Origin of the sequence: Gemmobacter lutimaris (genome assembly GCF_003570715.1) — a bacterium.
In the GTDB taxonomy this organism is placed as follows: domain Bacteria; phylum Pseudomonadota; class Alphaproteobacteria; order Rhodobacterales; family Rhodobacteraceae; genus Gemmobacter; species Gemmobacter lutimaris.
This window is the reverse complement of sequence record NZ_QXXQ01000001.1, coordinates 437,657-458,824: the sequence shown is the minus strand read 5'-3', so window position 1 is coordinate 458,824 and position 21,168 is coordinate 437,657. Positions and strand designations below refer to the sequence as shown.

Sequence of the window (21,168 nt, the reverse complement as noted above, 5' to 3'; positions counted from 1 at the left end):
TTGCCGGATGACCTTCGGGAAAGGGTCACGGGTCAGGCTTCACCATGGGCACACACCCTGCGGACGGCGGGGGCCTGACGCCCCGTGCCGGTGATATGGAACCCGTGACGGCCTGGCGCAAGAGGCGTCAGACCGGGAGTGGCAGGATTGCCACATGATCCCAAAGCGCAAAGCCCATGCCGGTCAGCGCAAGGGCACGGGCGCTGGCCACAAGGCTTTCGCCCTTGCGGAAGCTGTGCGCCATCATCGCCGCGCCGACGGGCAGGGCCACGGCGATCAGCGTGCAGTTCATCGCATGGATTGCCAGCCGCATCTGTGGCGAAGCAGGGCGTTCAGCCTCTGGCACCTGGCCGGGCAGCACCTCGCCATAAAGCGCATCGCGCACCCGTGCCATGGCGGCGCGGTCCGGGCCATCCTCGACCCGCAGGTCGCTGACGGGCGGCGGGGCGGGGGCTGCGACCGGCGCAACCGGCACCACCGATACCGGCACGGGCTGGTTGTCGGACAGATAATCCACCTCAGCCCGGCCCGGCAGGTTCATTGCCAGCGCATCGGCCAGTTCGGAATCCAGCGGTTCGCTCCGTCGTTGCCACAGCACGGTTTCCGCAGGGTTCTGCCGCAGCGTGCCCTCGACAAGCTGGTTGAGGATGCGCGACAGGCTGTCCTCGCTCAGCAGGGCGACCGTGCGGTCGTCCAGATCGGGGCAGGGACCTGCCGCCAGCAGCAGGCTGGCGCTGTAGCCGCGCGGCGAGGGTTCGGTTTTCGCCAGCAGCAGACGCAGGCCGCCCGCATCGAAACTGGCAATGTCGTCGTGATCCCAGGTCAGGCTGTGCCCGGCCGGGAAGTGGCGTGTCAGGTGCCGATCGATCATGCTGACGAGGGCGGCAAAGTTCGGCACGGCGCTGCCGATGTACAGAATCTGGGCAATCATACTGTCGGGACGCGACCACATGGCATACCTCCAACAGGTTCGTTCTGTGCCAAGATAAACTCTGGATTGTGCCGCTTGCGCGGACGAAGAATGGTCAAATCAGGGAATTGTTGCGCAACAAAACCACATCGCTGCCACAATTGTTTACATCCAGGCCAAAGCAAAAGGGCGCCCGAAGGCGCCCTTTCTCTGTGATCCGGCGGGGATCAGCAGGAGTAGTACATCTGATATTCAACCGGGTGGGGGGTATGCTCGTAGGCATAGACCTCTTCCCATTTCAGGCCGATATAGGCTTCAAGCTGCGGCTTGGTGAACACGTCGCCAGCCAGCAGGAAGTCCATGTCCTTCTCCAGCTCCTCCAGCGCCTCGCGCAGCGAGCCGCAGACGGTCGGGATTTCGGCCAGTTCTTCCGGCGGCAGATCGTAGAGATCCTTGTCCGAAGCCGGGCCCGGATCGATCTTGTTCTTGATGCCGTCCAGACCCGCCATCAGCAGCGCTGCGAAGGCCAGATAGGGGTTGGCGGCCGGATCGGGGAAGCGGGCTTCCACGCGCTTGGCTTTCGGCGATTCGGTCCACGGAATACGGACGCAACCCGAGCGGTTGCGGGCCGAATAGGCGCGCAGAACCGGGGCCTCGAAGCCCGGGATCAGGCGCTTGTAGCTGTTGGTCGAAGGATTGGTCAGCGCGTTCAGCGCCTTGGCATGCTTCAGGATGCCACCAATGAAATACAGTGCTTCCTGCGACAGGTCGGCATATTTGTCACCGGCGAACAGCGGCTTGCCGTCTTTCCAGATCGACATGTTGACGTGCATCCCCGAGCCGTTGTCGCCCTTCATGGGCTTCGGCATGAAGGTCACGGTCTTGCCATAGGCGGCCGCGACGTTGTGGATGACGTATTTGTATTTCTGGATGTTGTCGGCTTGTTCGACCAGACCACCGAAGATCATGCCCAGCTCGTGCTGGCAGGTGGCGACCTCGTGGTGGTGCTTGTCAACTTTCATGCCCATGCGCTTCATGGTCGAAAGCATCTCGCCGCGCAGATCCTGCGCTTCGTCGATCGGGTTGACCGGGAAGTAGCCGCCCTTGTGGCCGGCGCGGTGGGCAAGGTTGCCGCCTTCGATGGCTGCATCGGTGTTCCAGGCAGCGGCTTCCGCGTCGATCTGGAAAGCAACCTTCTGGGGCGTGACCGAATAGCGCACGTCGTCGAAGATGAAGAATTCGGCTTCCGGGCCGAAATAGGCGGTGTCGCCGATGCCCGAGGACTTCATGTAGGCCTCGGCCTTCTTGGCGATCTGGCGCGGACAGCGGTCATAGGCTTCGCCGGTGTCCGGCTCGACCACGTCGCAATGCACGCAGAGCGTCTTTTCGGCATAGAAGGGGTCGATGTAGACAGAGGTCGCATCGGGGATCAGCTTCATGTCCGACTGGTCGATCGACTTCCAGCCCGCGATGGACGAGCCGTCGAACATGAAGCCTTCTTCGAAGAAGTCTTCGTCGATCAGGTCAACGATCAGCGTGACGTGCTGGAGTTTGCCTTTCGGATCGGTGAAGCGGACGTCAACATATTCGACCTCTTCATCCTTGATCAGTTTCAGAGCCTTAGCGACTGCGCTCATGAGTCTGCCTTTCGGTTGGGTTTGCGGGATCGGGCCTTGCGGCCGCGAATGGGCGGGACCGGGCCCCGGACAGGGGCCGGAAGGGCGTTACACGGCGTCGTCGCCGGTTTCGCCTGTGCGGATGCGGATGGCCTGTTCCACCGGCGAGATAAAGATCTTGCCGTCGCCGATCTTGTCCGTGCGGGCGGCGGACACGATGGCCTCGACCGCGGTATCCACCATGTCATCAGAGAGGATGACCTCGATTTTCACCTTGGGCAGGAAATCGACCACATATTCGGCGCCCCGATAGAGTTCGGTATGGCCCTTCTGGCGGCCGAAGCCCTTGACCTCGGTGACCGACAGGCCCTGAATCCCCGCTTCCTGAAGCGCTTCTTTCACCTCGTCGAGCTTGAAGGGCTTGATGATCGCCTCGATCTTCTTCATGGGCCGACTCCCCGCTGGCAATTGCGTCTTGACGGTCAGTGACCACTTCCCGGCGAAGGGAACAATCGGCTAGGCTTCGGGTGTCGGATATGAACTGGCAAAATTGAAGGTAGTGCACAAAATTTATGCATATTGCCCCGTTTGCCAGCGGATTTGAATCGATCAGAGCCTCAAAGATGACCGAATTGCTGACTGCTGCCCAAATGCGCGCCATCGAACAGGCGGCAATCGCCTCTGGCACCGTGACGGGCCTGGCGCTGATGGAGCGTGCGGGGGCGGGGGTGGTGAAGGCAATCCTCGCGGAATGGCCGGAACTGGCCGAGGGGCGGCAGGCGTCGACCGGGGCTCTGCCCCGGACCCCGGGATATTTTCGGACAGAAAATGCAGGGCGCCGGGCGCTGGTGCTGTGCGGGCCGGGCAATAACGGTGGTGACGGGTTCGTGGTGGCGCGTCTGTTGCGCGCGCGTGGCTGGGAGGTGCGGGTTCACCTTTACGGGGATGCAGCAAAGCTGCCGCCGAATGCGCGGGCGAACCATGACCGCTGGCGCGGGATGGGAGACGTTTCGCGGTGGGCGGCTGCGTCCATCCTCGGGCAGGCGGAAACGATGGCGCCGGATGTGATTGTGGACGCAGTTTTCGGGACCGGCTTGACCCGGCCGCTGCCGCCCGAGGTTGCGGCGGTGATGACGGCGCTTCCTGCCGGGCGGCGGGTCGCCGTCGATGCGCCTTCGGGTCTGTGCATGGACAGCGGCCGTGTGCTGGGGGCGGCGGCGGTTTGTGCCACGCTGACCGTGACCTTCCATGCGCCGAAGCTGGGTCATGTGCTGGCAGAGGGGCCGTTTCGGTGCGGCGTGCTGCGGCTGGTCGATATTGGGCTGGGACCGCAGGACCGAGCCGATAGAAACGCGCACGCGATTGTCAGGCTGGAAGAAGGGACGGGTCAGTTGTTCAAGGACCCGCATGCGCACAAGTTCGACCATGGCCATGCACTGATCCTGTCGGGCGGGCCGGGGCGCGGCGGGGCGGCGCGGCTGTCGGCCCGTGCGGCGCTGAGGGTGGGCGCTGGGCTGGTGACACTGGGCTGTCCGCCTGATGCAATGGCCGAAAATGCGGCGCGGCTGGATGCCATCATGCTGCGGCAGGTCGGTGGCGAGGGACTGGCGCAGGTATTGGCGGACCGGCGGATCAATGCGCTGTGCCTTGGGCCGGGGTTCGGTCTGGGGGCCTTGCAGGCGCGGCATGTGGCGGAGGCGCTGGACAGCGGCCGCGCGCTGGTGCTGGATGCCGACGCGCTGACACTGCTTGCGCGGGATGCGGGGCTGTTTGCGATGCTGCACGCGGATTGCGTGCTGACGCCGCATGCGGGCGAGTTCACCCGTCTGTTCCCCGACATCACCGCGCGACTGGCGAAGCCAGCGCTTGGTGGCCCGGCCTTTTCCAAGGTCGATGCCGCGCGCGCGGCGGCGGCGCGGGCGGGCTGTGTGGTGCTTTTCAAGGGGCCGGATACGGTGATCGCGGCACCCTCCGGCGCCTGTCGGATCAATGCTGCGGTCTATGACCGTGCCGTGCCCTGGCTTGCCACCGCCGGGTCGGGCGATGTGCTGGCGGGGATGATCACCGGCCTGCTGGCGCGCGATTTCGGGGCATTTGAGGCCGCCTGCACAGGCGCCTGGCTGCATGTGGAGGCCGCGCGCAGTTTCGGCCCCGGCCTGATCGCCGAGGATCTGCCCGAGGAACTGCCCAAAGTGTTTCGCGGGCTGCGTCTTTAGCCTGCATTGACCCGTGCGGGCCAGCGGCCTACACCCGGACCATGCCCGTTTCTGTTCCGGTTTCCAGCCTGCCCCCTGATCTGCAAGCCCGTCTGTCGGGCCGCAACCTGATCGTGTTTGACGGGGTCTGTGTGCTGTGTTCGGGGTTTTTCCGCTTCATGCTGCGCAGGGATCGGCAGGGTCATTTCAGCTTTGCCACCGCGCAAAGCCCGCTGGGGCAGGCGCTCTATGCCGCGCTGAACCTGCCTTTGACAGGGTTCGAGACCAATCTGGTGGTTGTGGATGGTCAGATTCACCAGCGGCTCGATGCCTTTTCGGCGGCGATGCAGCGTCTGGGGGGCATCTGGGCGCCTTTGGGACTGTTGCGCTTTCTGCCGGGCGTGATCAAGGACCCGGCCTATCACCTGATCGCGCGCAACCGCTATCGCCTGTTCGGGCGGAGCGGGACCTGTCTGATGCCGGGGCCGGAGGTGCGCGGCCGCTTTCTGCCCGGCGGTTTCGGGGGATGAGCGACCCGTTCCTGCAAGCGCTGGGGGCCGTTGATCTGCCGGTTGGCCTGCGCGCCTTGCACAGCCCGACCGTGGAACCCCGGCGCTGGTCCGGCCCGTGCCGGGTAGCACGCGGCAGCGGCGTCGTTGTCGGGCTGTTGCTGTGGCTGGGCCGGTTTCCCGCAGCGGGCACGGTTGACCTGCACCTGACCACACAGCGCGAAGGCGCAATGGTGCATTGGCTCCGCGACTTTGGTGGCAGGTGCACGCCTTCCGTGCTCAGCTTCCGGGCGGGCAGGGTGGTGGAGCACTTCGGCCCCTTCGCGCTGATCATGCGCCCCGAGCCTATTCCCGGCGGATTTTGCCTGCATGTCATCGGCGGGCGCGTTCTGGGCCTTCCGGTGCCGCGCTTCTGTTTGCCACGGGCCGAGGTGGCCGAGACCGGAACATCCGAAGGTGTGGCCTTCGACGTGACCGCCCGGTTGCCATGGGGCGCGCTTCTGATCCGCTATCATGGCACCCTGACCCCGGAGGCCCCATGAACACGCTCTTCACCATCTCTACCCATGGCCCCGGCCTTTATGAATTCACGCGGGAGTTGCGCAACTGGGCCGAAGGCGCAGGGCGTACCGAAGGGGTGGTGACGCTGTTCATCCGCCATACCTCGGCCAGTCTGCTGATTCAGGAAAATGCCGACCCGGAGGTGCAGGGCGATCTGACCGGCTGGATGGACCGGCTGGTGCCGTCGGCCGATCATCCCTCAATGCGCTGGCTGACCCATACCTATGAGGGGCCGGATGACATGCCTGCCCATATCAAGGCGGCGCTGCTGCCTGTCAGCCTGACCATCCCGCTGATCGGCGGGCGGCTGGCGCTGGGGCGCTGGCAGGGGGTCTATGTGATGGAACACCGCCAGCGCCCGCACCGGCGCGAGGTCGCGGCGCTGCTCAGCGTTTGAAAAGCGTCTCCATCGCCTGCTTGTCCATCGAGGGCTGGCGCGCCTCGGCGGCGATGGCGCGGCCTTTCTGAAAGGCGGGGCGCGCGCCAAGCGCCTTCAGCCAGCGGGCGAAATCGGGCTTGTCGTCGAGGCTTTGCTGCTGTCCCTCCCAGCCCATCGCCCAGGGCCAGATGGCAATATCGGCGATGCTCAGGCTGTCGCCGGCCACGAATTCGCGCCCCTGCAACTGCCGGTCCAGCACGCCGTAAAGCCGACCAACCTCTTTCCTGTAGCGCTCCTGCGCATAGGGCAGCACCTGCGGCGGGTCCATCTGCGGGGCGTATTTCAGGAAGTGATGCGCCTGACCCGCCATCGGCCCGACACCGCCCATCTGCCACATCAGCCACTGATCCACGGCCACGCGCTCCCGCTCGGTCCGGCCGTAGAGCTTGCCAGACTTGCGGGCGAGGTATTGCAGGATCGCGCCGCTTTCGAAGATCGAGATCGGCGCACCATCCGGCCCGTCGGGATCGACGATGGCGGGCATCCGGTTGTTCGGCGCGATCTTCAGGAAATCGGGGGCGAACTGGTCACCCTTGCCGATGTTCACCAGCTTCACCTCATAGGGCAGGCCCAGTTCTTCAAGCGCGATGGTGATCTTGTGGCCGTTCGGCGTGGGCCAGTAGTAAAGCGCGATGGTCATGGCGGCATCTCCTGTTTGCGCTCACAAAAACGCAAAGCGGCGGGGCGCGCAAGCCGCGTGGCGTTGACCTTTTCGTGCACGGGGCGTATGGCGGGCCTTGTGGCGCTTTGTGACCGGATTGCGGGCCACGTTAAACAAACCGCTAAAAGGTGAAGGGCTCTGACCCCGAAGCCGGACGGTCTTCGGGGTTTTGTTTTGCCGGAGGCAGAGATGAGCAAAGACTGGAAAACCCGCACCACGCTGGTGCATGAAGGTAGCCGCCGCAGCCAATATGGCGAGATGGCCGAGGCGATCTTCCTCACACAGGGCTTTGCCTATCCGACGGCCGAGGCCGCCGAGGCGCGGTTCCTGAAAATCGAGGGCGACGAGTTCATCTATGCCCGCTACGGGAATCCGACGACGCGGATGTTCGAGGAACGCATCGCGGCGCTGGAAGGCACGGAAGATGCCTTTGCCACCGCCAGTGGCATGGCGGCCGTGAACGGGGCACTGGTGTCGGCGCTGCGCGCGGGCGATCATGTGGTGTCGGCGCGGGCGCTGTTCGGCTCGTGCCTTTACATCCTTGAAGAGGTGCTGGGCCGCTACGGGGTGGAGGTGACCTTCGTCGATGGCGCGGATCTGGACCAATGGCGCGCGGCGGTGCGTCCGGGTGTGACGAAGGCCGTGTTCTTCGAAAGCATGTCGAACCCGACGCTGGAACTGGTGGACATCAGGGGCGTGGCGGATATCGCCCATGCGGCGGGCGCGCTGGTCATCGTGGACAATGTGTTCTCGACCCCGATCTTCAGCCGGGCGGTGGATCTGGGCGCCGATGCGGTGATCTATTCGACCACCAAGCACATCGACGGGCAGGGCCGCGCGCTGGGCGGGGTGATCTGCGGCACGACCGAGTTCATCCGCAAGACGGTTGAACCCTACATGAAGCATACCGGCGGCTCGATGAGCCCCTTCACCGCCTGGATCATGCTGAACGGCATGGCGACGCTGGACCTGCGCTGTCGCGCCATGGCGGACAGCGCGCTGACGGTGGCGCAGGCGCTGGAGGGTGATGCGCGGCTGTCGCGAGTGATCTTCCCCGGCCTTGCCAGCCATCCGCAACATGCGCTGGCGATGGAGCAGATGGGGTCGGGCGGCACCATGGTCGCCTTCGACATCAAGGGCGGGAAAGAGGCGGCGTTCCGCTTCATGAATGCGCTGGAGATCATCAAGATTTCCAACAATCTGGGCGATGCGAAATCCATCGCCACCCATCCGGCGACCACGACGCACCAGCGGCTGCCGCAGGATCAGAAAGACCTGCTGGGCATCACGCCCGGCCTGATCCGGTTCTCGGTCGGTCTGGAAGATGCGGGTGATCTGGTGGCCGACCTGAAGAACGCGCTGGCGGCAGTCTGATCCCGGCACCGGCAGGCGGCGCAAATGCCCGTTTTCGCGTCGCCTCCGGCCTTACAATCACCTCCGGTCATGCCTATCTTGACCCTGCGCTCCGGGAGACCGGGGCGTGAGTGATCCGGGGGGCACGGCCCTTCGTATATCCTGCTGACATTGAAGGCGCGGGCAAGAAAACCTGCCTGACCCCGCCGGAACCGAAAGGACCGCCGATGAACATTCGCACCCCCGAACTGGATCGCAAGCCCGGCCATGAAGAGGTGGAGGCGGCGCTGGCACTGTTGCGTCAATGGGCCTCCAAGGCGTCAGACGCGGAAATGCTGGCGCTGGATCCCGCCGCGCGGGCGCTGATCGGCGACGGCTATCCCGAGCTGTCCACCAGCTATCCGGCCGAATTTCGTGCCGATGCCGCCTACAAGGCGACGCTGCCCGATTTGCAGAACGGCCCGGCCAGCCTGATCCGTGGGGCGAAGACGCAGATCCAGCATGTCGGGATTTCCAATTTCCGCCTGCCCATCCGTTACCGCACCCGCGATGCGGGCGAGGTGCTGCTGGAAACCAGCGTCACCGGAACGGTAAGCCTTGAGGCGGAAAAGAAGGGCATCAACATGAGCCGCATCATGCGGTCCTTCTATACCCATGCCGAGCGGGATTTCAGCTTCGATGTCATCGAACACGCGCTGAGCGACTACAAACGCGATCTGGAAAGCTTCGATGCGCGTATCCAGATGCGGTTTTCCTTCCCCTTGAAGGTGCCGTCGCTGCGGTCCGGTCTGTCGGGCTGGCAATATTATGACATCGCGCTGGAACTGGTGGACCGCGCGGGCGAGCGGCTGAAGATCATGCACCTCGACTATGTTTACTCCTCGACCTGCCCGTGCTCGCTGGAACTCAGCGAACATGCCCGCCGCACGCGCGGGCAACTGGCGACGCCGCATTCGCAGCGGTCGGTGGCGCGCATCTCGGTCGTGGCCAATCCGGGTCCCGCGCTGTGGTTCGAGGATCTGATCGAACTGTGCCGCCGCGCCGTGCCGACCGAAACGCAGGTGATGGTGAAGCGCGAGGATGAACAGGCTTTTGCGGAACTGAATGCGGCCAATCCGATTTTCGTGGAAGATGCGGCGCGGCTGTTCTGCGCGCAGTTGCAGGCCGATCCGCGGGTGGGCGATTTCCGCATCGTGGCCAGCCATCAGGAAAGCCTGCACAGCCATGATGCCGTCAGCGTGCTGACCGAAGGGCCGACCTTCGCGCAGCCGAGCCTTGATCCGCGGCTGTTCGGGACGCTGTTCCACGTCGGGTGACGTCAGACCCGCGCTTGACAAACGCAAGCGGGCGGTTGAGGTCTTGCGCATCATGATCGACCTCACCCCCGCCGCCAGTATTCTGGGCCGCCTGCTGTTCATCCTTGGCAGCCTGATGCTGATTCCGGCCCTGCTGGATGCGGCGCTGGCCAATGGCAACGGCGGGGCCTTCGTCGAAGCGTCGATTGTGACGGCAGGCACCGGGCTTCTGGTGGCTATGGCGACACGCGCCGGGCTGGAGCGCGGCTTCGACAGCCGCACCGCCTTTCTGCTGACCCTTGGCATCTGGTTGTTCCTGCCGCTGTTCGCATCGCTGCCCTTCATCATCGGGGCGCCGGGGCTGAGCTTTACAGACGGGTATTTCGAGGCCGTGTCGGGCATCACCACCACAGGATCGACGGTGATCACCGGATTGGCGGACAAACCGCAGGGGATGCACCTTTGGCGCGGCATGTTGAACTGGCTGGGGGGGCTCGGGATCGCCTTCATCGCCATGATCTTCCTGCCGGTGATGCGGGTGGGTGGCATGCAGTTCTTCAAGACCGAGGGGTTCGATACGCTGGGCAAGGTGCTGCCGCGCGCCAGCGACATCGCGCTGTCGCTGCTGGGGGTTTATGCCGGGCTGACGCTGGCCTGTCTGGTGGTCTATCTGGGCGTGGGCATGGCGCCGCTGGATGCGGTTGTCCATGCCTTCGCCACCATCGCCACGGGGGGATTTTCGCCGCAGGACGCCTCTTTCGGGGCCTATCGCGGCCTGCCGGAGTATGCGGGGGCGCTGTTCATGATATTGGCGGCACTGCCCTACATCCGGTACGTCCAGATGGTGACCGGCCGACACACGGCCCTGTGGCGCGATGCACAGGCCCGCAGCTTTGTGGTCTGGCTGGCGGTCGCGGTGCTGATCCTGACGCTGTGGCGGGCGCTGACCGAAGGCGGCGCCATCGAACCGATCTTCCGCGAAGTGCTGTTCAATGCCACTTCGATCATGACGGGCACGGGCTTCGGGTCCGGCACTTTCACGGGCTGGGGCGGCTTCGTTCTGGTGTCGGCCTTCACGCTGGGCATGATCGGCGGCTGTTCGGGGTCAAGCTCCGGTGCTCTAACCGTGTTCCGGGTTCAGCTTTCGGTCCGCGCCGTGCGCGCCCAGTTGCGTCAGATCGACATGCCGAACCGGGTGGAACATGTGCGCTATGACGGGCGCCCCGTGGATACCGAAACGATGAACGGCGTGATGATGTTCGTCACCTCCTACATCCTGATCATCGGTGTGCTGAGTGCGGCGCTGACTTTCACCGGCGTCGATATGGAAAGCGCGCTTTTCGCGGTCTGGACGTCGATCGGCAATATTGGCTACGGCATCGGCCCGCTGGTCGCGGGTACCGGCACCTTCATCGAATTCCCGACAGCGGCGAAATGGATCCTGATTGCCGCGATGTTGCTGGGGCGGCTGTCGCTTCTGGCTTTCCTTGTGGTGCTGATGCCGCGCTTCTGGCGCGATTGACAGCCGGTGGCTGCGGGGCGAGGTTCTGTGCATGATTGATCTGCGACCGATCGCCTATATCCTTGGCCTGCTGCTGGTCGTTCTCGGCGGGCTGATGCTGCTGCCGCTGGCGCTGGACCGGATCACCGGGCATGGCAACTGGCTTGCCTTCCTGTCGGCGGCGACCATTACCACCGTGACGGGCGCGGTGATGGCGCTGACCTGCGCCAATGCGAACCGGCAGGGCCTGACGGTGAAACAGGCTTTCGTGCTGACCACGGCGGTCTGGACGATCCTGCCCGCTTTCGGGGCGGTCCCTTTCATGCTGGGTGAGCCGGGCCTTGGCGTGACGGATGCCTATTTCGAGGCAGTTTCCGGCATGACGACCACGGGCACCACCATTATCGGGCCGGATACGCATACCGGCGCGCCGGGGCTGGATCTGCTGCCGATGGGCACGAACCTCTGGCGCGGCATGCTGCAATGGCTGGGTGGCCTTGGCATCGTCATCGTGGCGCTGATCTTCCTGCCGGTGATGAAGGTGGGCGGGATGCAGTTCTTCCGCTCGGAAGGGTTTGACACGCTGGGCAAGATCCTGCCGCGGGCGTTTGAGATCTCGGTCGGGCTGATCCAGATCTACGCGCTGATTACCGTGGCCTGTGCACTGGCCTTCAAGGCCATGGGCATGTCGGGGTTCGAGGCGGTGATGCACGCGCTGACCTGTGTGTCCACCGGCGGCTTTTCGACCCGCGACGCCAGCTTCGGCGCCTTCTCAGGCGCGCCGCAACTGGTGGCGGTGTTGTTCATGCTGATGGCCTCGCTGCCCTTCATCCGCTATGTGCAGGTGATGCGCGGCGATGTGGCGCCCTTGTTCCGCGATATTCAGGTGCGCGCCTTCCTGCGCTGGAATGCGGTTGCGGTCGGGCTGATCCTGTTCTTCGCCTGGTGGCAGCACGAGATTGCGCCGGACCGCATCGCCACCGATGTGCTTTTCAACGTGGTGACCGTGTTCACCGGCACCGGCTATGGTTCGGCCGATGTGACGCTCTGGGGGGCGTTCGCCTTTACCGTGCTGCTGACTGTCGGGCTGATCGGCGGCTGCACCTCCTCGACCGTCTGTTCGGTGAAGGTGTTCCGCTATCTGATCCTGATCGAGGCGGTGAAGGTGCAGTTGCGCCGCCTGCGTCATCCCAGTGCGGCGGTTCAGATGCGCTATGGCGGGCATCCGGTCAGCGATGACGTGCTGGATTCGGTCATCATGTTCTTCACGCTGTTCGTTCTGACCTTCGGCCTTCTGGTTGTGGCGCTGTCGCTCAGCGGCCTGTCGGACAGCGCGGCGCTGACCGGGGCATGGACGTCTCTCGCCAATATCGGGCCGGTCTGGGGGCCGGAGGTCGGGCGCACCGGCGCGGTGGACAGCTTTCCTGTCGCCTCCAAATGGCTGCTGATCGCCGGGATGATCCTTGGCCGGCTGGAGCTTCTGTCGGTCTATGTGCTGTTCATGGCGCGGTTCTGGCGTGACTGACATGCAAAGGGGGCCGCGCGTGACGGCCCCCTTTGTCTGCATGGTTTGTCCTTACCAGCAGGATACCAGAACCGTCATGCCCCGCGCCATCCGGTTCAGATCTTCCGGCGCCAGCGCGCCGCTGCGGGCCGAGGCATGCGGCGTGACCCCCGCCTCGGTCAGGCGTGCGGCAATCGTGGCGGCCTGCGCGGCATAGGTCACGCTGTCAGGCAGCCTGCGGCTGCCTGCGGTATCGCGCGGCAGCAACATGCCGATGACGGTGCCCGCACCATCCAGCACCGGGCCGCCCGCATCGCCGGGCAGGGCCGGAAGCGAGAGGCGCGCGATGCCCGCCTCGCCGTCCAGCCCCTTCATATCCTCCAGAGAGCCGAAGGTCAGCGTCGGGGCGGGCAGGGTGTCTTCATAGCTGTAGCCGGAAACCGCGACTTCCTGACCCGGCCGGGCCGGTCCGGTCAGCAGTTCCGCCACCGCCGGCGGCGACAGCGGCTTTGCCGGTTTCAACAGTGCAAGCCCGGTTGCGGCATCCGAGAAGACCACGGTTGCATCGCTGCGCAGGTCCAGCGTGATGCGGTTGCAGCCCTCCACCGCCTCGCGCGTGGTCAGCACGGCGCCGCTGCCATCGACATAGAAGCCGGTGCGCGACAGTTCCGGACGGCGCACTTCCAGCCCCGCCATCAGGCTGCGACGGCTGTCGTCGGACAGTGGCACAAGGCCGGGGTCAAGCGCCTTGTCCCCGACCGAACGGAAGCTCGCCTGCATCGCCGCCAGCACGCGGCCCATCTGTTGATCCTTCGCCGGATCCCAGATCAGCATGTAGCCCTTGATCAGCCCCTTCGACAGTTCGGCATAGGTGTGGCTTGCTACCTTGCCGTTGCGTCCGTCGATGGTGAAGCTGCGTTCAGCCCGGCTGCGTTCGCCCGACAGCGGCACGACCTCAAGCGTTTGCAGAACGTCGTAAAGCCCGTAGAGCGTGGACTGGTCGCCCGGTTCCGAAATCAGGATGACCCGCACGCCCGAGCCATTCTTTTCACGGAAATGCGCGAAGGGCGGTTCGTAATGGTCGAATTCGACCAATGCGGTCGGCAGGGTGATCTCGATCCCCGCCTCTTCTTCGGTAACGGTTTGCAGGCCCAGTTCGGCCTGCGCCTGCTGATGCGCGGCCACCAGCGTTTCGCGCTGCATCGTGGTCAGCACGCCCGTCGGTTCCAGCCCGTTGGCGGTCTGCCAGTCGGCCATGCTCTTGCGGGTGCCAGCGCCGAAGGCGCCGTCGATCCGGGCATTGTAGAAGCCGAACCACTGCAACGCAGTTTGCAGTTCCATCCGCTGATCGCGGTCCAGACGCGCCTCGGCGGCACGGGCTTCTGCGAGCGTTTCCTCTATGACAGCGGGTTCGGGAACCACATCCGGCGCGGGTTGCGCCGCCGCTTCGGCTTCCGGTTCGGGCTGTGCATCCGGCAGAACCTCGGTCTGCACTTCGGGCACCGTGACGGGTTGTGCTTCGGGCGCTGCCGTTTCGGGCTGCGTCAGGCCAAGCCCAACCGGCCAGAACGGATCCCGCAGCGCGCGATTGTCGGTGACATAGCTGTCGCGCGGGATCAGCCCTTCGCGTTTCAGTTGCACAAGCCGTTCTTGCGCGGCGTCGCGGTCGAGATGCGGGCCAAGCGTCAGCGCATACCAGCCCGCGCCAAGGCCGAAGCCCGCCACATCGGGAAACAGTGCCGACCAGGCGCGCGCGCGGTCCTCGGCTTCGCGCAGCGTCGGCTGCGCCTCGATCTGAAGCCAGTATTGCGCCTGCGCCCGCGCGCCCTGCGGCAGAGCCAGCAGGATCACAAGGCCAAGCAGATGAAGAATATGTTTCATTCCTACAGAAATCCCGTCACGTCCAAGTCGCCCGAGCGTTACACGCGCCCGCGCCTGCATGCAAACGCTGTGCGCCTTTGGAAACTGACAGTTGCGCGAGCAGGCGGCCCGCCGCGTGCGCCCCTGTCCTGCCATTGACCCTCGCGCGCCTTCTGCCTATGCAGACGGGAAATCCCGGCCCGTCCGTCCATGAGGTCCGCCATGCCCGTCAGCACCACGCCCCGCAGCTTTCAGGAAATCATCCTGCGCCTGATGACCTATTGGGGCGCAAAGGGCTGTGCCGTTCTGCAACCCTATGACATGGAGGTGGGTGCGGGCACCTTCCACCCGGCGACCACGCTGCGCAGCCTTGGCAACAAACCCTGGGCCGCGGCCTATGTGCAGCCCTCGCGCCGCCCGACCGACGGCCGCTATGGCGAGAATCCGAACCGGCTTCAGCACTACTATCAATATCAGGTGCTGATCAAACCCTCGCCGCCCGATCTGCAAGACCTGTATCTGGGCAGCCTGAACGCCATCGGCATCGACACCAGCCTGCATGACATCCGCTTTGTGGAAGATGACTGGGAAAGCCCGACACTGGGCGCCTGGGGGCTGGGCTGGGAAGTCTGGTGCGACGGCATGGAAGTCAGCCAGTTCACCTATTTCCAGCAGGTCGGCGGGCATGACTGCAAGCCGGTCTCGGGCGAGCTGACCTATGGTCTGGAACGTCTGGCGATGTATGTGCTGGGCATTGATCATGTCATGGACATGCCCTTCAACGATCCAGACAGCCCGATCCCGCTGAAATACGGCGACATCTTCCGCCAGACGGAAGAGGAATACAGCCGCCACAATTTCGACGGCGCCACGACCGAGATGCTGCTGCGCCATTTCGAGGATGCCGAGGCAGAGTGCGAACGCCTGCTGGCCTTTGACCCTGAAGACCCGAACAGCGGCAAGCGCATCATCATGGCGCATCCCGCCTATGACCAGTGCATCAAGGCCAGCCACCTGTTCAACCTGCTCGACGCGCGCGGCGTGATCTCGGTCACCGAACGGCAGGCCTATATCGGCCGGGTGCGCGCGCTGGCGAAGAAATGCGCCGATGCCTTCGTCCAGACCGAGGCGGGCGCCTCGGTGGGGGCGGCGGCGTGAGTGGCAAGCTCATCGCGGGGGGAATCGTCTTGATCGCCGCAATCGCAGGAATCGCAATCTACTGGTTGCAGATCTACGCTTTCTACGAACCCGCCACCTTCCAGCCGGGGGCGGAAATCCAGTTGACCCCGATTCTCGGTGAAGCGCCCGAGGCGATTCTGGCCGAGAATGTAGAGGGTATCGACGCCACCTCCTCGCCGCTGCGCTTCCGGGCCTGTTTCCACACCCCGATGAGCCAAGCCATGCTGACCGAGACCTACCGGGTCTATGATCAGGCCGAACCGCTGGTCGGCCCGCCGTGGTTCGATTGCTTCAACGCCGAAAAGATCGGCGAGGCGCTGGAAACCGGCGAGGCCATCGCCTTCCTGTCGGTCCATGACATCGTGCCGGGGGTGGATCGGGTTGTCGCGGTCTTTCCGAACGGCAATGCCTATGCCTGGCACCAGCTGAACGACAAGCTGAAGGAAGACCCGACCAAGGGCATCCTGAAGTAAGCGGCAGGGCAGGGGGCGGCGCCGTTTCGCCCTCGGGATGTGCCGCAAAATCGCCCCGGTCCGCTTGCGTGGCGACGGGCGGGCCTGTATGCCGCAGGCAGGGCGCGGCCGCGCCCGGATGATCCGCGAAGCTGAAAGAAGATCTCCATGTCCGACCTGCTGATCGAACTGTTTTCCGAGGAAATCCCGGCGCGGATGCAAGCCGCCGCGCGCGAGAACCTGAAGAAGCTGGTGACTGACGGTCTGGTCGAGGTGGGTCTGACCTATGAAAGCGCCGGGGCCTTTTCCACGCCGCGCCGTCTGGTGCTGACGGTGCAGGGGCTGACGCCCGAAAGCAAACCCGTGCGCGAGGAACGCAAGGGCCCGCGCACCGACGCGCCGCAGGCCGCGCTTGACGGATTCCTGCGCTCCACCGGGTTGACGCTGGAGCAGCTGGAAAAGCGCGCCGACAAGAAGGCCGAGGTCTTTTTCGCCGTCATCGAGAAACCCGGCCGCAAGGCCGCCGAAATCATCGCCGAGGTGCTGGAACGCACCATCCGCACTTTCCCCTGGCCGAAGTCGATGCGCTGGGGCTCGGGCAGCCTGCGCTGGGTGCGACCGCTGCATTCCATCCTCTGCCTTCTGGGCGACGAGGGCGGGGCCGAGGTTGTGCCGATGTCGGTTGACGGGATCGTCGCGGGCAATACGACCGGCGGCCACCGTTTCATGGCACCCGCGCGGTTCGCGGTTTCGTCCTTTGACGATTATACCGCCAAACTGCGCCGCGCCTTCGTGATGCTCGACAGCGCCGAGCGTGAGGCGCATATCTGGAATGATGCGCAAAATCAGGCCTTTGCGCGCGGTCTTGAACTTGTCCCGGATGCGGGGCTGCTGACCGAGGTGGCGGGGCTGGTGGAATGGCCCGTGGTGCTGATGGGCGCCATCGGCGCCGAATTCCTGCACCTGCCGCCCGAAGTGCTGCAAACCTCGATGCGCGAGCATCAGAAATTCTTCTCGGTCAGAAACCCGAAATCGGGCCGGATCGAGGGCTTCGTCACCGTCGCCAACCGCGAAACCGCCGACAATGGCGCGACCATCCTGAAGGGCAATCTGAAGGTGCTGTCCGCCCGCCTGTCCGACGCCCGCTTCTTCTGGGAAAACGACCTGCGCGTCGCCAAGGCCGGTATGGGCGACTGGGCCGAAGGACTGAAGGCCGTGACCTTCCACAACAAGCTGGGCAGTCAGGCCGACCGCATCGCCCGTATCGCCGCACTGGCGCGCGAGATCGCGCCGCTGGTGGGGGCCGACCCGGATCAGGCCGAACGTGCCGCCGGGCTGGCGAAACTCGACCTGCGCTCTGCCATGGTCGGCGAATTCCCCGAACTGCAAGGCACCATGGGCCGCTATTACGCGCTGGAGGCGGGGGAACCCGAAGCCATCGCCAATGCGGCGCGCGACCATTACTCGCCCCTTGGCCCGTCTGACGCAGTGCCGAGCGAGCCGGTGTCTGTCGCCGTGGCGCTGGCCGACAAGATCGACACGCTGACCGGCTTCTGGGCGATTGACGAGAAACCCACGGGCAGCAAAGACCCCTTCGCCCTCCGCCGGGCGGCTTTGGGCGTGATCCGGCTGGTGCTGGGGAATGGGGTGCGGGTTACGCTATCTTCGGTCGCAAGAACTGGGATGAACCGCTGCTTCGTGGAAACTGGGAAGATTATTGCCAAATCTCTTGAGAGCATAACAATTGGCGAAGCTGCAGATGGCGCTGAAAATGGCGGAAATATTGCAGAGCTTTTGGGCCCTATTCGGGAAAAAGTCTTCCGTCAGAACGCTGCAGGTATTGCAGATGAACCGCCCGCTACACTGCCAAAAGTTGCCGACCTCCTCTCCTTCTTCCACGACCGCCTCAAGGTCTTCCTCCGCGATCAGGGCATCCGCCACGATGTGATCGACGCCTGCCTCGCCATGCCGGGGAACGACGACCTCACACTCTTGGTGAAACGCGCGGAAGCCCTGCAAGCTTTCCTCGGCTCTGACGATGGCACCAACCTGCTGCAAGGCTTCAAGCGGGCGAACAACATCCTGACCCAGGCTGAACAGAAGGACGGGGTGGAATACAGCTTCGGCGCCGATCCCAAATTCGCCGAAACCGACGAGGAACGCGCCCTGTTCGCCGCGCTCGACGCGGGCGAAGCGGCGATTAAACCCGCCATGGCGCAGGAAGATTTCGCCGCCGCCATGGCCGCCATGGCCAAACTGCGCGCGCCTATCGACGCCTTCTTCACCGCGGTTCAGATCAATACCGAAAACGCCATTGTGCGGCGCAACCGTCTGAACCTCCTCCACCGCATTCGCGCACTGGTGGCGCAGGTCGCCGACTTCACCAAGGTCGAAGGCTGACGCCTTCATCTTGGTAAAAATATCCTCCGGGGGGTGAGCCCGGAACGGGCGAGGGGGGCGGAAAGCCCCCCTTTTGCCAGCGCCGCTTGCGCCACGGCCCGAACGGCGTATTCTGCCCGCGAACCGAAAGGGCGCCGCAGTGCAGAAAACCGAACTTCTTACCGATTTCACCGTTATCACCCCCTCGGCCGAGGTCTCGACCCCGCGCCATGGCTGGCGGGCGAAATGCCTGCAACGGCTGATACGGCTGGAACTACCGGTCCCCAAGACGGTCACATTGCCCGCCTCGACCGTGCGCGCCATTGCCGCCGGGCAGATGCTGGATTGCCCGGCGGTGCTGGGCCATTTCGGCGACAGCCCGCTGATTTCTGTGCGCCCCAGCCCGGAAAACCCCGATTGGGGCGGGCCTGCCACCATCCTCAATATTGGGTTCAATGCGGCGCGCCACGATCTTCTGGTGGAAAGCCACGGGCAGGCGGCGGCCGATGCGCTGTATCTGCGCTTCGTGCAGGGGTTTGCGGTGCATGTTGCACGCCTTGACCCCGATATGTTCGAGGGGCTGGAACCCGGCGCACGCGGGCTGAGCGACGCGCTGCGCGCCTATGAGATGGAGATGGACGAACCCTTCCCCGAAGACCCGGCCCGGCAACTGGCCGATGTGTTGCGGTCCATGGCCCGCGCATGGGAGGGAACGACCGCCCGGCTGTTGCGTCAGGCCAAGGGCGCGCCCGCCGAGGCGGCGCTGGGGTTGGTGGTGCAGCAGATGGCGCAGGGGATCGGACAGGGGGTCTCGGGCTCCGGTGTGATCCAGTTCGTCGATCCGGTGACCGGAAATCCCAAGGTGATCGGCCGTTATCTGGGGCAAAGTCAGGGCCGCGACGCGCTGACCAAAGGCGAGGCGCTGTATCTGACCCGCGACCCGCGCGGCCCCTCGCTGGAAGAACTGGCGCCTGAAATCTTCGCCGAACTGATCCGAGAGGGGGCGATCTGCCGTCAGCGTCTGCGCGAGGAAATGCAGATCGAATTCACCATCGAGGATGGCAAGCTGGCGGTGCTGGATGCGGTGAAGGTGCAGCGGTCGGCCCGTGCAGGGCTGAAGGTCGCGGTGGCGCTGGCGCGCGACGGGGTGATCACACCCGCCGAGGCGGTGCTGCGGGTGGAGCCCCGCGCGCTGTCGGAATTGCTGCATCCGCAGGTTGATCCGCGCGGGCCGCGCGACGTTTTCGCCCGTGGCATCGCCGCCAGCCCCGGTGCCGCAACCGGCCGCATCGTGTTTTCCTCGCAGGCGGCGCAGGCCAGTGCGGCGCGAGGCGAGGCCTGTATCCTCGTGCGCCGGGAAACCGCGCCGGAAGACATTCGCGGCATGCATTCGGCGGCGGCCGTGCTGACGGAACGCGGCGGCATGACCAGCCACGCAGCGGTGATCGGGCGCGGCCTTGGTCTGCCTTGTATCGTCGGCGCCTCCGACATCCGGCTGGATACCCGTGACCGCAAGCTGACCGCGCGGGATGGTCGCGTGTTCCGTGAAGGCGACATCATCACCATCGACGGCACCTCGGGCGAGGCGTTGGTGGGGGCGGCGGACATGCTGCCCTCGGCGCAAGGCGAGTCTTTCCGGCAATTGCTTTCTTGGGCGGACGAACTGCGCGACATCGGCATCCGGGCCAATGCCGATACGCCGTCGGATGCGCAGACTGCCCGCGATTTCATGGCGCAGGGCATCGGGCTGTGCCGCACCGAACACATGTTCTTCGAAGAGGCGCGGCTGGTCGCCATGCGCGAAATGATCTTTGCTGATACCGCCCCCGACCGGGCGGCGGCGCTGGCGCGGCTTTTGCCGATGCAGCGGGCGGACTTTGTGCAACTCTTTGAAATCATGAAGGGTCTTCCGGTCTGCATTCGCCTGTTCGACCCGCCCTTGCATGAATTCCTGCCGCATTCGCGCGAGGGGATGCGTGAGCTGGCAGAGGCACTGGACCGTCCCTTGTCGGAGGTCACGCGCCGCGCCGAGGCACTGGCAGAATTCAACCCGATGCTGGGCATGCGGGGCGTGCGGCTGGGTGTGGTGCTGCCCGAGATCTATGACATGCAGGCGCGTGCCATTTTCGAGGCGACGGTGGAAACTGTCCGGGCGGGAGAGCCGGTGGTGCCGGAAATCATGATCCCGCTGGTTTCGGCGCGGCGTGAGGTCGAGCTGGTGAAAACCCGGATCGACGCGGTGGCGGCACTGGTGCGCACGAAAACCGGGGTCAGCTTCGACTACCGGCTGGGCGTCATGGTGGAAACCCCGCGCGCGGCATTGCGGGCGGGCGAGATCGCCCAGCACGCGGCTTTCCTGTCCTTCGGCACCAATGACCTGACGCAGATGACCTACGGGCTTAGCCGCGACGACGCCGGGCGCTTCATGAATACCTATGTGCAGGAAGGGGTGTTTCCTGAAGATCCGTTCCATATCCTTGATGTGGACGGAGTTGGGGAACTGCTGCTGATCGGTGCGGAGCGTGGGCGTCAGACACGGTCGAATCTGACGTTGTCGATCTGCGGCGAACATGGCGGAAACCCCGAATCAATCGCCTTCTGCCGCCGTGCGGGCTTCGATTATGTCAGCTGTTCGCCTTATCGCGTGCCTTTGGCGCGGCTTGCGGCAGCACATCTGGCGCTGACCGATCCGAAGCCCTGAAAACTGTGGAAAAACAAGCGGAACCCGGTCGTGTTACCGTAATTTCGCTTGCG

General features: G+C 64.8%; 17 protein-coding genes and 1 riboswitch. Of the genes, 12 read left to right on the top strand and 5 right to left on the bottom strand.

Going from position 1 to position 21,168, the window contains the following annotated elements:
* Window positions 1-127: 127 nt before the first annotated feature.
* The 3 genes from D2N39_RS02095 to D2N39_RS02085 all read right to left on the bottom strand — a co-directional run bounded on the left by D2N39_RS02095 (window position 128) and on the right by D2N39_RS02085 (window position 2,973).
* Entirely contained in the window at window positions 128-952 is an 825-nt protein-coding gene (locus D2N39_RS02095; protein WP_119133128.1) for a hypothetical protein, read from the bottom strand.
* 185 nt (window positions 953-1,137) lie between these two features.
* Entirely contained in the window at window positions 1,138-2,547 is a 1,410-nt protein-coding gene (gene glnA / locus D2N39_RS02090; protein WP_119133127.1) for a type I glutamate--ammonia ligase, read from the bottom strand.
* 87 nt (window positions 2,548-2,634) lie between these two features.
* Window positions 2,635-2,973: a P-II family nitrogen regulator gene (locus tag D2N39_RS02085; RefSeq protein ID WP_119133126.1), complete on the bottom strand. Its 339-nt coding sequence runs from the start codon at window positions 2,971-2,973 to the stop codon at window positions 2,635-2,637.
* A 176-nt stretch (window positions 2,974-3,149) separates the two neighbouring features.
* Here D2N39_RS02085 and D2N39_RS02080 point away from each other — a divergent pair, with 176 nt between their 5' ends.
* From D2N39_RS02080 to D2N39_RS02065, 4 genes are read left to right on the top strand one after another with little or no spacing between them, the layout of a single operon-like run.
* The gene (locus D2N39_RS02080; RefSeq protein WP_119133337.1) at window positions 3,150-4,742 is read left to right on the top strand and encodes an NAD(P)H-hydrate dehydratase; all 1,593 of its coding nucleotides are present in this window, start codon (window positions 3,150-3,152) and stop codon (window positions 4,740-4,742) included.
* Between the two features lie 41 nt (window positions 4,743-4,783).
* The gene (locus D2N39_RS02075; protein WP_119133125.1) at window positions 4,784-5,251 is read left to right on the top strand and encodes a thiol-disulfide oxidoreductase DCC family protein; all 468 of its coding nucleotides are present in this window, start codon (window positions 4,784-4,786) and stop codon (window positions 5,249-5,251) included.
* A complete protein-coding gene (locus D2N39_RS02070) occupies window positions 5,248-5,772 on the top strand; it encodes a DUF4166 domain-containing protein (protein ID WP_119133124.1) in 525 nt (174 codons plus the stop codon). Before D2N39_RS02075 ends, D2N39_RS02070 begins: the two co-directional genes overlap by 4 nt.
* The gene (locus D2N39_RS02065) at window positions 5,769-6,188 is read left to right on the top strand and encodes a secondary thiamine-phosphate synthase enzyme YjbQ (RefSeq protein ID WP_119133123.1); all 420 of its coding nucleotides are present in this window, start codon (window positions 5,769-5,771) and stop codon (window positions 6,186-6,188) included. Before D2N39_RS02070 ends, D2N39_RS02065 begins: the two co-directional genes overlap by 4 nt.
* Here the strand turns inward: D2N39_RS02065 and D2N39_RS02060 are convergent.
* Window positions 6,178-6,870: a glutathione S-transferase N-terminal domain-containing protein gene (locus D2N39_RS02060; RefSeq protein ID WP_119133122.1), complete on the bottom strand. Its 693-nt coding sequence runs from the start codon at window positions 6,868-6,870 to the stop codon at window positions 6,178-6,180. The genes D2N39_RS02065 and D2N39_RS02060 overlap by 11 nt on opposite strands.
* An 89-nt stretch (window positions 6,871-6,959) precedes the next feature.
* Window positions 6,960-7,036, top strand: a riboswitch (SAM riboswitch).
* A gap of 44 nt (window positions 7,037-7,080) precedes the next feature.
* Between D2N39_RS02060 and metZ the strand changes: the two genes are divergently transcribed.
* From metZ to D2N39_RS02040, 4 genes are all read left to right on the top strand, one after another.
* Window positions 7,081-8,265: an O-succinylhomoserine sulfhydrylase gene (gene metZ, locus D2N39_RS02055; RefSeq protein ID WP_119133121.1), complete on the top strand. Its 1,185-nt coding sequence runs from the start codon at window positions 7,081-7,083 to the stop codon at window positions 8,263-8,265.
* A gap of 206 nt (window positions 8,266-8,471) precedes the next feature.
* On the top strand, window positions 8,472-9,560 hold the full coding sequence (gene folE2, locus D2N39_RS02050) for a GTP cyclohydrolase FolE2 (protein ID WP_119133120.1): 1,089 nt from the start codon (window positions 8,472-8,474) through the stop codon (window positions 9,558-9,560).
* Between the two features lie 52 nt (window positions 9,561-9,612).
* On the top strand, window positions 9,613-11,061 hold the full coding sequence (locus D2N39_RS02045; protein WP_119133119.1) for a TrkH family potassium uptake protein: 1,449 nt from the start codon (window positions 9,613-9,615) through the stop codon (window positions 11,059-11,061).
* A gap of 31 nt (window positions 11,062-11,092) precedes the next feature.
* Window positions 11,093-12,565, top strand: coding sequence for a TrkH family potassium uptake protein (locus D2N39_RS02040; protein ID WP_119133118.1), 1,473 nt, complete (start codon window positions 11,093-11,095; stop codon window positions 12,563-12,565).
* A gap of 51 nt (window positions 12,566-12,616) precedes the next feature.
* On the opposite strand, the gene D2N39_RS02035 is transcribed toward D2N39_RS02040, so the two are convergent.
* Window positions 12,617-14,425, bottom strand: a complete 1,809-nt coding sequence (locus D2N39_RS02035; RefSeq protein ID WP_119133117.1) for a trypsin-like peptidase domain-containing protein — start codon at window positions 14,423-14,425, stop codon at window positions 12,617-12,619.
* A gap of 201 nt (window positions 14,426-14,626) precedes the next feature.
* On the opposite strand from D2N39_RS02035, the gene D2N39_RS02030 reads away from it, so the two are divergent.
* From D2N39_RS02030 to D2N39_RS02015, 4 genes are all read left to right on the top strand, one after another.
* Window positions 14,627-15,562 (top strand): glycine--tRNA ligase subunit alpha, encoded by a 936-nt coding sequence (locus D2N39_RS02030; RefSeq protein ID WP_119133116.1) that lies wholly within the window; start codon window positions 14,627-14,629, stop codon window positions 15,560-15,562.
* Complete coding sequence (locus D2N39_RS02025) at window positions 15,559-16,056, top strand: DUF6446 family protein (protein ID WP_119133115.1); 498 nt, start codon at window positions 15,559-15,561, stop codon at window positions 16,054-16,056. Before D2N39_RS02030 ends, D2N39_RS02025 begins: the two co-directional genes overlap by 4 nt.
* A gap of 147 nt (window positions 16,057-16,203) precedes the next feature.
* Entirely contained in the window at window positions 16,204-18,435 is a 2,232-nt protein-coding gene (gene glyS, locus D2N39_RS02020) for a glycine--tRNA ligase subunit beta (protein WP_119133114.1), read from the top strand.
* A 139-nt stretch (window positions 18,436-18,574) separates the two neighbouring features.
* Complete coding sequence (locus tag D2N39_RS02015; RefSeq protein ID WP_119133113.1) at window positions 18,575-21,115, top strand: putative PEP-binding protein; 2,541 nt, start codon at window positions 18,575-18,577, stop codon at window positions 21,113-21,115.
* Window positions 21,116-21,168 lie beyond the last annotated feature (53 nt).